A 14,701-nucleotide genomic window follows, 5' to 3' on the forward strand; every position below is an offset into this window, starting at 1 on the left:
ACAATGAGAACATTCGATATTCCAGATTATTACAAGAGTTCTTTTATTTCTACTATAAAAAATTCACGTAAGGATAGTGATCCTAGAAAAAAAGATTTTACCCCTACCCTATTAGATTTTGGACCAGTTCAATTTATTATTGCTCGTCATTTTGGATTCTGTTATGGTGTTGAAAATGCCATCGAAATAGCTTATAAAGCTGTTGATGAAAATCCTAATAAAAACATTTATTTGTTGAGTCAAATGATTCACAACCCCATTGTAAATGAGGACTTAGAAAAAAAAGGCATTCAATTTATTATGGATACTGAAGGAAATCAGTTTATTCCATGGGAAAATATTACAAAAAATGATATTGTTATTATTCCTGCTTTTGGAACTACTCTTGAAATTGAACATCTATTGCAAGAAAAAGGAATCGAGATTCAAACATACAACACTACTTGTCCTTTTGTTGAACGCGTATGGAAACAATCTGAAAAACTTGGGATAAAAGATTACACCATTGTTATTCATGGAAAACACAATCACGAGGAAACTCGAGCAACATTTTCTCACAGTAACAAAAATGCACATTCAATAGTTATTAAAGACTTATCTGAAGCAAAAAAAATTGAAGATTATATTTTTGGTAATATATCCGAAACAGCATTTTATCAACTATTTGAGGGGAGATTATCTGAAGGGTTTAATCCAACACTCCATTTAAACAAAATTGGTGTGGTTAACCAAACCACTATGCTGGCTACCGAAACCCAAGAAATTGCAGATTATTTAAAAAACAGTATGATAAAAAAGTACGGGTTAGCTCCAATAAAAGAACACTTTGCAGATTCGAGAGATACATTATGCTACGCAACCAACGACAACCAACAAGCAACCATTGGTTTACTCAACGAAGAAGCAGATATTGCCATCGTAGTTGGAGGGTATAACAGTTCAAACACCTCTCATATTGTTGAATTATGTGAGGAAAAATTACCTACTTATTTTATTAACAACTCCAACGAGATAGAAGATAAGAACACTATCAACCATTTTATTTATCACGACAAAAAACGTATTAAGACAACTGATTACTTACCTGATAAAAAATCCCTAAAAATAGTTCTAACCAGTGGCGCTTCATGTCCTGACACCATTGTTGATGCCGTTCTTGACAAAATATTAAGTTTTTACCCTAATTCAAAATCAAAACAAGAAGTTTTATTGAACTTAAACAAATAAGCAATAATATGGGCTTAAAACTGTTTTAACGTTACTTTTTGCTACTTTTGAAATCCTCCAATTTATAACAGTTTTATTGAGTGAGTCTTAAATTTTTTATAAATACCGTCTTTATTTTACTAAGCCTTACGGTGATGTCGCAAAACGTTGCCACCATTAAAGGAGTAATTGTGAATCAAGACAATGAACCTGTTGAGGGTGCAACCATTGCTATTATTGGTAATACCAAAGGAACCGTTTCCAAAAAAGATGGCTCTTTTACCCTCAATATTCCAGCAAATAAGGAAGTAGAGATAGGTATAACATTTATTGGTTATTTCCCTATTATTGAAAACTTTAATCTAGCAGATGGAGAAGTTTTTGAATACAACCCTAAAATAAACAAATCAACTACCAACATCTCTGAATTTGAGCTTAAAGAAGAGAAAGACAGAATCAACACCATGGTTAAAATCCAACCCAATTTAGCTAGTGGTTTCACCAGCTCATCAGGTAGTTTTGAGGCTATTTTAAAAACCTTACCTGGCGTTTCTTCAAACAATGAGTTGAGTTCTCAATATTCGGTTAGAGGTGGGAACTATGATGAAAACCTTATCTATGTGAATGATATTGAAATTTTTAGGCCATTTTTAATTCGTAGCGGACAACAAGAAGGGTTGAGCTTTATCAATTCTGAAATGGTTTCTGACATCTCTTTCTCGGCAGGTGGTTTTGATGCCAAATATGGCGATAAAATGTCGTCGGTTTTAGACATCACTTATAAAGAGCCTGAAGATTTCTCAGGTTCTGCAACCATAAGTTTACAAGGTGCACAAGTAAATGTAGGTGGTGCTAGTAAAAATCATCGGTTTACGTATTTAAACGGAGTTCGATACAAAACCAATCGTTATGTTTTACAAAGTTTAGATACTGATGGTGATTACCAACCATCTTTTTACGATATTCAAACTTATTTAACTTATGATATTTCTGAAAAATGGGAAATTGGTTTTTTGGGAAACTTTGCTCAAAACAAATACAAATTTATACCCGCAACACGTAAAACAGAGTTCGGAACAATTAACGAAGCCCTACAGTTAACCGTGTTTTTCGAAGGTCAGGAAGTTGACCAATACACCACTTATTTTGGAGCAATCAGTAACACTTTTAAACCAAAAGAGAATATCGAATTAAAGTTAATTAGTTCATTTTACACTTCTTTAGAAGATGAAAAATATGATATTGAAGGTGCTTACCGAATTGATGAACTTGAGCGTGATTTAAGCAAAGAAACGTTTGGTGATGTTAAATTTAATAGAGGAGTTGGTTCATTTTTAGACCATGCAAGAAATCGATTAGATGCAACAGTTTTCAATCTTGAACACAAAGGAAAAAAGATTGAGAAAAAACACATTACCTATTGGGGTATAAAGTATCAACGAGAAATGATTATTGATAAAATTAGTGAATGGGGAACTATTGACTCCACCGGTTACTCTACTCCTCACCCATCAGATTCTGTTGGATATACTGACCCAACTGTACAATCAAACCAATTACTTGAACTTAATGAAGTTTTAAAATCAAGGATTGATTTGCAAAGTAACAGGTATAGTACTTATTTACAACGTACATGGAAATGGGAAATCGATTCTATAAAATTCTCAACTTCTTTGGGTGCTAGAGCAAATTATTGGGATTATAACAACGAGTTGATTGTTAGTCCACGTGGCTCTTTTTCAATGAAACCCAACTGGAAACACGATTATTTATTCAGGCTCTCAGGAGGTGTTTATTACCAACCACCTTTTTACCGAGAAATGAGAAATTTTGATGGAACAATTAATCCAAACATTAAATCTCAAGTTTCTTATCAAGGAGTATTTGGTATCGACCACAACTTTAAAGCTTGGGGAAGACCTTTCAAATTTGTTACCGAACTGTATTATAAATATTTGCAAAATGTAATTCCTTATGAATTGGAAAATGTTCGTATTCGCTATTATGCAAAAAATAATGCCAATGCTTATGCTTATGGAACCGATTTTAAAGTAAATGGCGAGTTTGTTAAAGGTGTTGAATCGTGGTTCAGTTTATCGGTTATGAAAACTCAAGAAGACTTAACTGATGATTTTTATTACGATTATTACAACAGCGATGGCGAAAAAATAATTTCTGGTTATACCGTAAACAATAAAGTTACCGACAGTATTAGAATTGAGCCGGGTTTTATTCCTCGTCCAACCGATCAAAGAGTTAATGCATCAATCTTTTTTCAAGATTACATACCAAAACTACCCAGCTTTAAAATGCATATTGCGTTGTATTATGGTATGGGATTACCGTTTGGGCCGACCAATACACACGAAAGGTACAAATCAACTTTTAGAATGCCTGATTACCGAAGAGTTGATATTGGGTTTTCTTACCACTTAAAAAGCGATAAAAAAGAACAAAAATCAAGCAACATCTTAAAGCATTTAAAGAATGTATGGATAAGTGCTGAAGTATTTAATTTACTCCAAATCAACAACGTCATTTCTTATCTTTGGATTGAAGATGTTTCAGGTAGAAACTATGCTGTTCCAAATTACTTGACTTCAAGACAACTTAATGTGAAGTTGCATGTTGATTTTTAATGAAAAAATGTTGTTTAAAAGAAAAAACCTTACTGTGTAAGTTTTTTCTTTTAATATTTATTTTTTATTTTCTGATTAACTTGGTTTGGTAGTAATGAACCTCTCCTTTAATATTTAACAAATAAATTCCCGAATTAATATCAACATGAGACAAGTCTATTTTATTATTACCTTGAATTAATTGATAGTTCGACTCTAGTATTAGCCTCCCTTGTAAATCATACAAATAAATGACGATATTCTCATCTTCAAAACTATTTACAATTAAGTTTAAATTATTACTTGATAATTGGTGATTCACCACTTCAAATTCGGTCTTATAGCAATTAGAGGCAACAACTCTATGATACGTATGTTCTCCGTTATAATCTACTTGTTTAATACGATAATATGTTGTTTTATTATTTAATATAGGATCAGTAAATGAATAGTAATTAGATACATTAGAATTACCTGACCCAAGAACTCTACCTATTTCATAAAACTGAAATTTTTCATCACTTTTTTCTATAGAAAAATAATCGTTATTAATCTCACTTGCCGTAGTCCACTCCAACAGAGTCTTTCCATTTTTACACGTATTGTTAAAACTCGTCATTGTTACGGGTAAAGCGGGTGTACAATCTAAAGTTGCCCCATTGGTCAATGTCCAATTTAATGAAAAATTAGTAGTATTCGCTGACCAATTGTCTAACATCATCACATAAACCTGACCAGCTAAAACATCTAAAGGTTTTAATTTTCCATTCTCATTAGCCCCTCCACCATATTCTCCATTTTGCTCAATCACATCCATCGCAGGAGCAATTAATCCTGTGGTTCCTCCTCCCCCAGTATTTGCTAAGCTAGTAGATGAACAACGAATTGGAACATCATTCGTATAAGCTGGACATGCAAGTTGAGTATATGGTCCCCAGATTGCCCAATCATAATCACAAGCCGATGTTGGTGTAATTGCAAAACCTATAGTACCACTAGTTGCTGGAGAAAACACTGCCCAAGTAGATTCATACTCACCAGGATCGTAATCAATACCTAGACATGAATTCCATTGATAAGGTAATTCTTGTAATCCATAATTATTAGTTCCTCCGCTAAAAGTTCCATTAGAACAAATCGTATAGGCTCCTTGACAATCCTCTGGATTACTCGAAGGAACTGTTGCTGAAGGTGTAGAGTTACAGGTTACTGTTGCCTGCCAACCAGAAGCAACCGTTCCTCCATCAGAAGCAAAACGGAACGACAAACATCCTGAAGTATTAGAAGCAGTAGCTCTAACATTTCCACTTAACCCCCCATTACCAGAATAAACACCTAAAAGTGGTGCACCAGCCCAATCACCATCAAAGACATACACAAAATCAAAACCACTTTCTGTATTAAAAGATGAAAAATTAACATTTACATATCTTCCAGCAATTGAAGGACATATAGTAATTAAACCATTTTGATTATTACTATAATTACCTGTATTTCCAGGATCTCGATAGATATAACTACCTCCGCATTGTATCGTTGTTGAACTAAATCCAGAAGCTGGATGTATTATATCTGGGCAAGATGCTGTATAAGAAGAAGTTGTAGAATAAGAAGTACATCCATTGGTTACAGCTGCTCTAAACAACCTTGTTACCGATGTTGAATAAACATAAGGGTCAGTAGTTGCTCCTGCAATGTTATTCCAAGTCGCCCCTCCATCTGTAGATTGTTGCCATTGAATAGTTCCTGGTCCTTCTCCTGCTAATGATAATGTAGTATTTGTGCTACCACAACCCGTAGTTACTGAAGCAGATGATGTGCCAGCAACAGTAGCGCAAGGACTAAAGCAAGTAACATTAGCTACCCATCCAGAACCAACAGTATTTCCGTCAGAATCAAAAACTATCGTCAAAGGTCCTGTAGAGGACGTTATCACGCCCGGAACATTTGAATTACAATAAGTGCCTAATAGTGGAGAACCTGTAGTTGGGCCATCATAAATTCTTATCCAATCATAACAACCACCACCATTCGGTTCTATATTGAATGCTCCAGCACCAAAATTTATTTGTACCATTTGACCAGCAGTATTTGGGTAAATTGTATACGTCCCTAATTGATTATTTCCATAATTACCAGTACCTCCTGGATCATAATAGGTATATGTTGCTCCACAACCTATGTAAGTAGAACTAGTTCCAGATGCAGGGTGTGTTATAGGTCTGGGGGTACCTTGGGTTGATGTACATGTTACACTTCCTACCCACCCAGAAGCTACCGTATTACCATCAGAATCAAAAACAATAGTTAAACTACCAGAAGAAGAGGTAATTACACCTGGAACATTTGAAGAGCAATATGTTCCAATTAATGGTGACCCTGTTGAAGGTCCGTCATATATTTGAATCCAATCATAACAACCACCTCCATTAGGCTCAATACTAAACGCTCCAGCCCCAAAATTAATACTAACATATTGACCTGAAGTAGAAGGATTTAATACTAATGTTCCTAATTGATTATTACCATAATTACCTGTACCTCCTGGATCATAATAAGTATAAGTTGTTCCACAAGTTATTGTTGAAGAGCTCGACCCAGAAGCTGGATGTGTTATTGTTTGACCAAAATAAAAAAATGGGCATAAAATAAAAATTAATAATAATTTTATCTTAAAAAAATTGGTATTCATACGTGAAAAATTAATACTCATGGCTAATTTTCGTTTGTACGAAGATAATTAAAAAAGAAAGGATAGAGACTAGAATACTACTTATACAACCATGAAAACTTAATAGCTCAACCACCTATTACAATGTACAATATGCTGATTTACAGATTTTTATAAGTCAATTTAATTAATAGTCTAAACGAATTAGTTAAAGAAAAATCAAACTACAAAATTGTAAAGTGTTAAGAATATAACTTTTATTTACTCCAAATGGTCTTTTTTCCGAAACCTAAAGTATTGTCCGTCATTTTAATAGCTGACAGTTCAACACCCCATATTGGCGATGGTTTTGCTCGTGCAAAAGGAAATTTTTCGTAATAAATTTTGTAAAAATCATCAGCTTGCTCTTTCGATGGATTTACAAAAACACCTTCAAATTGTATGCCCTGAATTTTAGCAACTGAAGTTACCTCTGTAGTTATAGTGCCTGCAACAAAACCATTTTTTAAGGCATCACTAATATGTTTGGTTGTATCATCCGACAAAAAAATCAACGTATTACGTGCCTTATCAAATACATAAAAACAAATAGCACAATATGGCTTTTCGTTAACAGATGTTGCTATAGTTAGCACCTTGTTTGAAGTAATGTATTCTATAATTTTTTTGTCCATGTTGCTATTTTGAAACACAAAGTACCGATTTTAATTTTTTCTGTAATACCTTTTGAAAATGATATTTATCATATTATGAATAGGCTTAAATCACCAACTTTGTTGCATGACAACAGTAAATTTAAATCAAATGCTGTACCGAGTTAAGTCTAACTCTTACCTACGTAATATTAAACGTAGAGACTCTTTTTAGTAATTGTTGAATTGGAAAAAATCCAAGTCAACATCTACTATTTTTAAATCATCCAATTAGTAATTTTTCAACTTAAAAAAATGAAACATAAAACCATTATAGAGCCATTTAAAATTAAATCGGTTGAACCAATTTTTATGAGCACTGAAGCTCAACGAAATGAATTTCTAAAAAAAGCACACAACAATCCATTTCTTTTACAATCCGACCAAGTAATTATCGATTTTTTAACCGATAGCGGAACTTCTGCTATGAGTGCTGAACAATGGGCTGGAGTAATGCGTGGAGATGAATCTTATGCAGGTTCAAAATCATGGCAACGTATGGAAGCATCCATTAAACATTTAACGGGAATGGAGTATATCTTACCCACACACCAAGGTAGAGCTGCCGAGCGTATCATTTATGGTCATTTAGGTGGTCCTGGTAAAACATTTATTAGTAACACCCATTTTGATACCACTCGTGCAAACATAGAGTTTTCAGGAGCGGAAGCACTTGATATTGCTATCGACGAATCGAACGATCCCGCTTTAATTCACCCTTTTAAAGGAAACATTAATGTTGAGCGATTGGAAAAAATTATTCAAGAAAAAGGTGCGAAAAATATTGGTGCTGTTATTTTAACAGTAACCAACAACAGTGGTGGCGGACAACCTGTTAGTATGAAAAATGCAAAAGAGGTTAGTGCTATTTGTAAAAAACACGGTATTTTATTGCTGTTAGACTGTTGTAGAGTTGCTGAAAACGCTTATTTCATTAAACACCGCGAAGCAGGTTATGAAAACAAAACGTACGAGGAAATTGCTCAAGAAATGTTTGCTTTAACCGATGGTGCTGCCATGAGCTCTAAAAAAGATGCCTTGGTAAACATGGGTGGATTTTTAGCTTTAAGAAGCAAGGAAATTGCAGAAGCTTGTACCATGTTGCTAATTATTACCGAAGGCTTTAGTACTTACGGAGGTTTATCGGGAAGAGATATGGAAGCCCTTGCTATTGGTTTAAAAGAAGTTTTTGAACCCGCTTATTTGGAATACCGAATTAAAAGCACAGCCTATTTAGGCGAACATTTACACAAAATGGGCGTTCCGGTAATGATGCCTATTGGTGGTCATGCAGTATACATTGACGCTAAAAAATTGTATTCGCATATACCAGTCGAACAATACCCAGGACAAGCACTAGCATGCGAACTGTATAAAAAAGCAGGTATCAGAACAGTTGAAATTGGCTCTGTTATGTTTGGAAAATATGATGATAAAGGCAAACTTGTTCCTGCTCCAATGGAGTTGGTACGTTTAGCCATTCCTCGTAGAGTTTACACACAAAGCCATATCGAATACGTGATTGAAACTTTTGATGAAATTTTGAAAGAAAAAGATGCTGTAAAAGGTTATAAAATAACGAAAGAGCCAAAATTTTTACGTCACTTTACAGCACATTTTGAGGAGATGAAGTAGAAGTGGGAAGACCGAAGTCAGAAACAACTTCCAACTTCGGTCTTTTTACTTCCAACTATTTCAGGTTAAACGTCTAACTGATAAGACTTTTTTCATTAACTTCGCAACCTTATAAATTTTAATAAAAAGATGATAAAAGTAACTTTACCCGATGGAGCAGTAAAAGAGCTACCAAAAGGAAGCAGTCCGATGGACGTTGCACTAAGTATTAGCGAAGGTTTAGCTAGAAATGTAATTTCAGCAAAAGTAAACGGCACAACCGTTGAAGTTACCACGCCTATTACCACAGATGCAAAAGTTACCTTATTTACTTTCGATAGTGAGGATGGAAAAAAAGCGTTTTGGCATTCGTCAGCTCATATTTTAGCTCAGGCTTTAGAAAAATTATACCCGGGTATTAAATTAACTATTGGTCCTGCTATCGAAAATGGTTTTTATTACGATGTTGACTCTCCTACCCCCATTAGAGAAGAAGATTTTAAAAAAATTGAAGACAAATTTTTGGAATTGGCTCGCGAAAAAGCCGATTTTAAAATGCGACCAGTAAGCAAAGCTGATGCTTTAGCAAAATACAAAAAAGAAGGCAACGAATACAAAGTTGAGCTTATTGAAAACCTAAACGATGGCGAAATAACATTTTGCGACCACTCAGATTTTACCGATTTATGTAGAGGTGGGCATATTCCTAATACTGGAATAGTAAAAGCTTTTAAAGTAATGAATGTTGCTGGAGCATATTGGAGAGCCGACCAAACTAAAAATCAATTGACTCGTGTTTATGGAATATCGTTCCCAAAACAAAAGTTGTTGGAAGAATATTTAGAATTGTTGGAGCAAGCCAAACAACGCGACCACAGAAAGTTGGGTAAAGAATTGGAGTTGTTTACTTTTTCTGATAATGTTGGACAAGGTTTACCATTATGGCTACCTAAAGGAGCAATGTTGCGTGAGCGATTAGAAAACTTCTTGAAAAAAGCTCAATTAAAAGCTGGTTACCTACCTGTTATTACTCCTCATATCGGTCATAAAAACTTATATGTAACTTCTGGACATTACGAGAAATACGGTGAAGATTCGTTTCAACCCATATTAACACCACACGAAGGTGAAGTGTTTTTATTAAAACCAATGAACTGCCCTCACCACTGCGAAATTTACAAAACCTCACCACGTTCTTACAAAGATTTACCTGTAAGATATGCTGAGTTTGGTACAGTTTATCGTTACGAACAAAGTGGTGAATTACATGGTTTAACTCGTGTTAGAAGTTTTACTCAAGACGATGCTCACTTGTTTTGCCGACCTGACCAAGTAGAAGATGAATTTAAAAAAGTAATTGATTTGGTGCTTTATGTATTTAAAGCATTAGGTTTCGAAAATTATACCGCTCAAGTATCGTTACGCGACCCAGAAAACAAAACCAAATACATTGGTAGCGATGAAAATTGGGAGAAAGCAGAAAGAGCAATTATTAACGCGGCTAACGAAAAAGGTTTAAAAACGGTTGTTGAAACTGGCGAAGCAGCTTTTTATGGTCCAAAACTGGATTTTATGGTTAAGGATGCATTAGGTAGAAGCTGGCAATTAGGAACTATTCAAGTAGATTATAACCTACCTGAACGTTTTGAATTGGAATACAAAGGCAGCGACAACGAAATGCACCGACCAGTAATGATACATCGTGCACCATTTGGTTCTATGGAACGATTTGTTGCTGTATTGATTGAACACTGCGGTGGAAACTTCCCACTTTGGTTAACACCCGACCAAGTGGCAATTTTACCAATTAGCGAAAAATACAACGAAAACGCAGAAAATATTTTAAATCTGCTAAATAATTACGATATTCGCGGCTTCGTTGACGACAGAAACGAGAAAATTGGTCGAAAAATTAGAGATGCGGAAGTTTCAAAAGTTCCGTTTATGCTGGTTTTAGGCGAGAAAGAGATAGAAACAGGGATGCTTTCTGTGCGTAAACATGGTGCTGGTGATTTGGGTACTTTTAGTATAAAAGACTTTGCCGAAATCATCAATAATGATATAAAAAAAGATTTAGTAGTTAATAATTAATTTAAAACTTGGCAGAAAACAGATTTAAAGGGCGATTCGATAGAGGAGCCAAACAAGATGCACACAAAATTAACGATCGAATTTATGCGAAAGAAGTTCGTGTAATTGCCGATGGAGTTGAACCAGCAGTTTATCCAATTGCAAAAGCGTTGGAAATGGCTCGTGAGTTAGAGTTGGACTTGGTAGAAATATCGCCAAATGCTGTGCCGCCAGTTTGTAAAATTATTGATTACAAAAAGTTTTTGTACGACCAAAAAAAGAAACAAAAAGAAATTAAAGCAAATGCTCAAAAAATTGTTTTAAAGGAAATTCGTTTCGGTCCGAACACTGATGAGCATGATTTTGAGTTTAAATGCAAACATGCCGAAAAATTTATCAAAGAAGGCTCAAAAGTAAAAGCTTTTGTGTTTTTTAAAGGTAGATCAATTGTATTTAAAGATAGAGGAGAAATTTTGTTGTTAAGAATGGCTCAAGCTCTTGAAGAAATAGCGGTAGTAGAAAGTATGCCAAAACTGGAAGGTAAAAAAATGTTTATGTTTTTAGCTCCAAAAAAGAAAAGTAAGTAATAAACCATTTAAATAAAGTAGTATGCCTAAAATGAAAACTGGCTCCAGTGCTAAGAAAAGATTCCGATTGACTGGAACGGGAAAAATTAAAAGAAAACATGCTTTTAAAAGTCATATTTTAACTAAAAAAACGACTAAACAAAAGCGTAATTTAACTAAATTCGGTGTAGTTGATTCTACTGACGAAAAAAACATTAAATTACAATTGTGTATCTGATAAACTCAGCAGCACAGTAAATGTTAACTAAAATCGGTTATCGTAAATTAAAAAAAGTTTAAAACCAGGTAATTAGTTTAAAGCACCGATAAAACGGACACTAACTACCAAAAAACGTAAGAAATTATGCCAAGATCAGTAAACGCAGTAGCTTCAAGAGCTAGAAGAAAAAAAATCTTAAAAAGAGCCAAAGGTTATTTTGGAAGAAGAAAAAATGTATGGACAGTAGCCAAAAACGCAGTAGAGAAAGCTGGTGTTTATGCTTATACAGGTAGAAAACAAAAGAAAAGAAATTACAGAGCATTGTGGATTCAAAGAATTAATGCTGGAGCAAGATTACATGGTTTGTCTTACTCTAAATTAATGGGACAATTAGCTAAAAAAGACATCGAATTAAATCGTAAAGTTTTAGCTGATTTAGCAATGAACCACCCAGAAGCTTTTAAAGCTGTGATTGATTCTGTAAAATAATTTTCTATTTTATACAATACTCAAAAAAGCCCGACCAATGGTCGGGCTTTTTTATTGCTCTTTTTTAACATCAACATTTTAAAGGTTAATAACTTGAAATAAGATTCTATAAACAAATAAGGATTAAAATCGTAAACTTGCTATAAGAGACATTTTAAAATGCTAAAAGTTAATGAAGGAGCAAAATGCAAAACCATTTTTGAAATGGGCTGGTGGTAAAACTCAGCTCATTAATGAGATTGAGAAATCGTTGCCTTATAAAATAACTGATAAAAGATTTACTTACATTGAACCTTTTGTAGGAAGTGGTGCTGTGTTGTTTTGGATGCTAAACAACTTTCCGAAAATGGAAAAAGCAGTAATTAACGATATTAACGAAGATTTGATAAACGTTTATAAAACAATTACCAAGAAACCAAAAGAGTTGATTTCTATTCTTCAAATTTTACAAAATGAATTTCACGGATTAGAAAATAAACAAGCAGAAAAAAAAGCATATTATTACCAAAAAAGAGAACTCTACAATACCAGAAATACGGATAAAACTACTCAAGCCTCATTATTTATTTTTCTAAATCGCACTTGCTTTAATGGATTGTACAGAGTAAACAAAAGCAACAGATTTAATGTACCCATGGGAAGTTATAAAAACCCAACCATTTGTGATGATAAAAATATTTTGGCAGTAAGTGAAGCTTTGCAAAAAGTAGAAATATTATGTGGAGACTATGAAGCTACGTTAAAAGGTGCTACAGACAATTCTTTTTTTTATTTCGATCCACCCTACAAGCCTTTACACAATACTTCAAGTTTTAACTCATATGCAAAAGACGAATTTAATGATGCTGAACAAATACGATTACGTAATTTTTGTAATGTATTAGAGCAGAAAGGACACAAATGGATGTTGAGCAATTCGGATGTAAAAGATAAAATTTCTAACAACAATTTCTTTGACGATATTTATGCTGATTTTTCAATTGCAAGAGTAAAAGCAAGAAGAAGTATTAATGCAAACCCAGAGAAAAGAGGTGTATTAAATGAGCTATTAATTACAAACTATAATTATGAACAAGCTTTGCAGTCTGCTTAAATTGAAAAACGAAGATTTGCTGTTTGATAAAATCACACAGAGCTTTAAAGAGAAAATCACTAAATGGGATTACTTCGTTAATTGGACTAAAGTATTCAGCAATATTAAACCAATTGAAAAAGAATTAAATCTTTTAAACTTCTTGATTGGGAAAGAGGATATTGAAACGGAAGCATACAATCTTATAAAACAATACCCTCAAGTAATTAAAGCCTTTCCTACTCTCATAGCTATTAGAGAAAAATCAATTGATATTTTGATTGATGCCAAAAATTTTATTTACAAAAACTACTCTTTTAGTAAAGGTAAACTGACCGATAGTGAGTGTAAAGAATTGGCAAATTTTGTAGTTAATTCGGGCATAGGTGCGATTTTGAAAGACAAAAAAGTAAAAAACTTAGTTGATTACGCAACAGGAGTTGAAGTTGGTTTAGATAGCAATGGTAGAAAAAACAGAGGCGGAACGCTAATGGAAAGTTTAGTTGAGGAATTTGTTTCTGATACTTGCCAAAACCTAGGAATTCAATATATGACACAGGCAACTGCAAAAAAAATAAAAGAACAATGGGGCTTAGATGTAGTAGTTGACAAATCTTCTCGTCAATTGGATTTTGCGATTAATAAAAAAGGGAAATTGTATTTTATAGAATGTAATTTTTATGGAGGTGGAGGCTCTAAATTAAAATCGACCGCAACCGAATACATAGAAATGAATCGTTATTGGAACAAACAAGGAATTGAATTTATTTGGATTACTGATGGTGCTGGTTGGAAATCTACCTTAAAACCATTGAGAGAGTTTTTTGATAAAGCAGATTATTTATTGAATTTGGAAATGTTGAAGGAGGATGTTCTAAAAACTATTATCCAATGAACTTAAAGGAAATAATAAATGAAACAAACACCCCATATGATTGTTAAAGGCACGTCGCCTTTAGCCGTAATTCAAGTTAACGATTCTTATATCTTAGGGATTTATCAAGGTAGTCTGTCAAAATTTGATTTGTTGCTTAAATATCGACAAATAGATAATTCTACCAAATCAGGATGGAGTAGAATTAGAACTCCAAAACATATGCATTGGGCAGTCGATGCCTTAATTAAAATGCAACATCAAAAAACAGAAACTAAAAAATTCATTTCTTTTCTTATAAACATGTGGGACAATAATATAGAACCAATAAAGTCAAAAAAACATAGAGATGAAATATTAAATATTGACAAACTAAAAAAAGAAATAAACAAAGAAGCTAAGAAATATCCAAAACTAGCTGGAAAAGGAGAATATAGCATTAAATTTTTGTACCTTATTGCTAAACTTTTGATGGTTCAAGAAAAAACAAACCTATCTACTGCCTTTATGTTTAGGCAACTTCTTGAAGCATTAAAAGACAATAAAGATATTTTTAAAATAGTTAGTCTGGCAACCCATAATGGTAGATAAACAACTTGTTCGGAAATC

Annotated in this window: 12 protein-coding genes; 10 read left to right on the top strand and 2 right to left on the bottom strand. The window is 33.6% G+C overall.

What is annotated here, in order from left to right; translation table 11 throughout:
* Positions 1-3: 3 nt before the first annotated feature.
* Together H6589_06270 and H6589_06275 are read left to right on the top strand one after the other, a co-directional pair.
* Positions 4-1,227, top strand: coding sequence for a 4-hydroxy-3-methylbut-2-enyl diphosphate reductase (locus H6589_06270; protein MCB9174195.1), 1,224 nt, complete (start codon positions 4-6; stop codon positions 1,225-1,227).
* 134 nt (positions 1,228-1,361) lie between these two features.
* Positions 1,362-3,845: a carboxypeptidase-like regulatory domain-containing protein gene (locus tag H6589_06275; GenBank protein MCB9174196.1), complete on the top strand. Its 2,484-nt coding sequence runs from the start codon at positions 1,362-1,364 to the stop codon at positions 3,843-3,845.
* A 64-nt stretch (positions 3,846-3,909) separates the two neighbouring features.
* On the opposite strand, the gene H6589_06280 is transcribed toward H6589_06275, so the two are convergent.
* Together H6589_06280 and H6589_06285 are read right to left on the bottom strand one after the other, a co-directional pair.
* A complete protein-coding gene (locus tag H6589_06280; GenBank protein MCB9174197.1) occupies positions 3,910-6,516 on the bottom strand; it encodes a T9SS type A sorting domain-containing protein in 2,607 nt (868 codons plus the stop codon).
* Positions 6,517-6,752: 236 nt separating this feature from the next.
* Positions 6,753-7,169 (bottom strand): hypothetical protein, encoded by a 417-nt coding sequence (locus H6589_06285; protein MCB9174198.1) that lies wholly within the window; start codon positions 7,167-7,169, stop codon positions 6,753-6,755.
* A 273-nt stretch (positions 7,170-7,442) separates the two neighbouring features.
* Here H6589_06285 and H6589_06290 point away from each other — a divergent pair, with 273 nt between their 5' ends.
* From H6589_06290 to H6589_06325, 8 genes are all read left to right on the top strand, one after another.
* A complete protein-coding gene (locus tag H6589_06290) occupies positions 7,443-8,822 on the top strand; it encodes a tryptophanase (GenBank protein ID MCB9174199.1) in 1,380 nt (459 codons plus the stop codon).
* A 129-nt stretch (positions 8,823-8,951) separates the two neighbouring features.
* Complete coding sequence (thrS, locus tag H6589_06295) at positions 8,952-10,892, top strand: threonine--tRNA ligase (protein MCB9174200.1); 1,941 nt, start codon at positions 8,952-8,954, stop codon at positions 10,890-10,892.
* A gap of 68 nt (positions 10,893-10,960) precedes the next feature.
* Entirely contained in the window at positions 10,961-11,458 is a 498-nt protein-coding gene (locus H6589_06300; GenBank protein MCB9174201.1) for a translation initiation factor IF-3, read from the top strand.
* A 22-nt stretch (positions 11,459-11,480) separates the two neighbouring features.
* Positions 11,481-11,675 carry a 50S ribosomal protein L35 gene (gene rpmI / locus H6589_06305; protein MCB9174202.1) on the top strand — a complete coding sequence of 65 codons (195 nt, stop codon included), beginning with the start codon at positions 11,481-11,483 and terminating at the stop codon, positions 11,673-11,675.
* Between the two features lie 126 nt (positions 11,676-11,801).
* Positions 11,802-12,146: a 50S ribosomal protein L20 gene (gene rplT, locus H6589_06310; GenBank protein ID MCB9174203.1), complete on the top strand. Its 345-nt coding sequence runs from the start codon at positions 11,802-11,804 to the stop codon at positions 12,144-12,146.
* Positions 12,147-12,318: 172 nt separating this feature from the next.
* Positions 12,319-13,239 carry a DNA adenine methylase gene (locus H6589_06315; GenBank protein MCB9174204.1) on the top strand — a complete coding sequence of 307 codons (921 nt, stop codon included), beginning with the start codon at positions 12,319-12,321 and terminating at the stop codon, positions 13,237-13,239.
* Complete coding sequence (locus H6589_06320; GenBank protein MCB9174205.1) at positions 13,214-14,113, top strand: type II restriction endonuclease; 900 nt, start codon at positions 13,214-13,216, stop codon at positions 14,111-14,113. The genes H6589_06315 and H6589_06320 overlap by 26 nt, the downstream gene beginning before the upstream one ends.
* A gap of 36 nt (positions 14,114-14,149) precedes the next feature.
* Entirely contained in the window at positions 14,150-14,683 is a 534-nt protein-coding gene (locus tag H6589_06325; protein ID MCB9174206.1) for a hypothetical protein, read from the top strand.
* Positions 14,684-14,701: the final 18 nt, after the last annotated feature.

It is taken from the genome of Flavobacteriales bacterium (genome assembly GCA_020635795.1).
Lineage (GTDB): Bacteria > Bacteroidota > Bacteroidia > Flavobacteriales_E > Vicingaceae > Vicingus.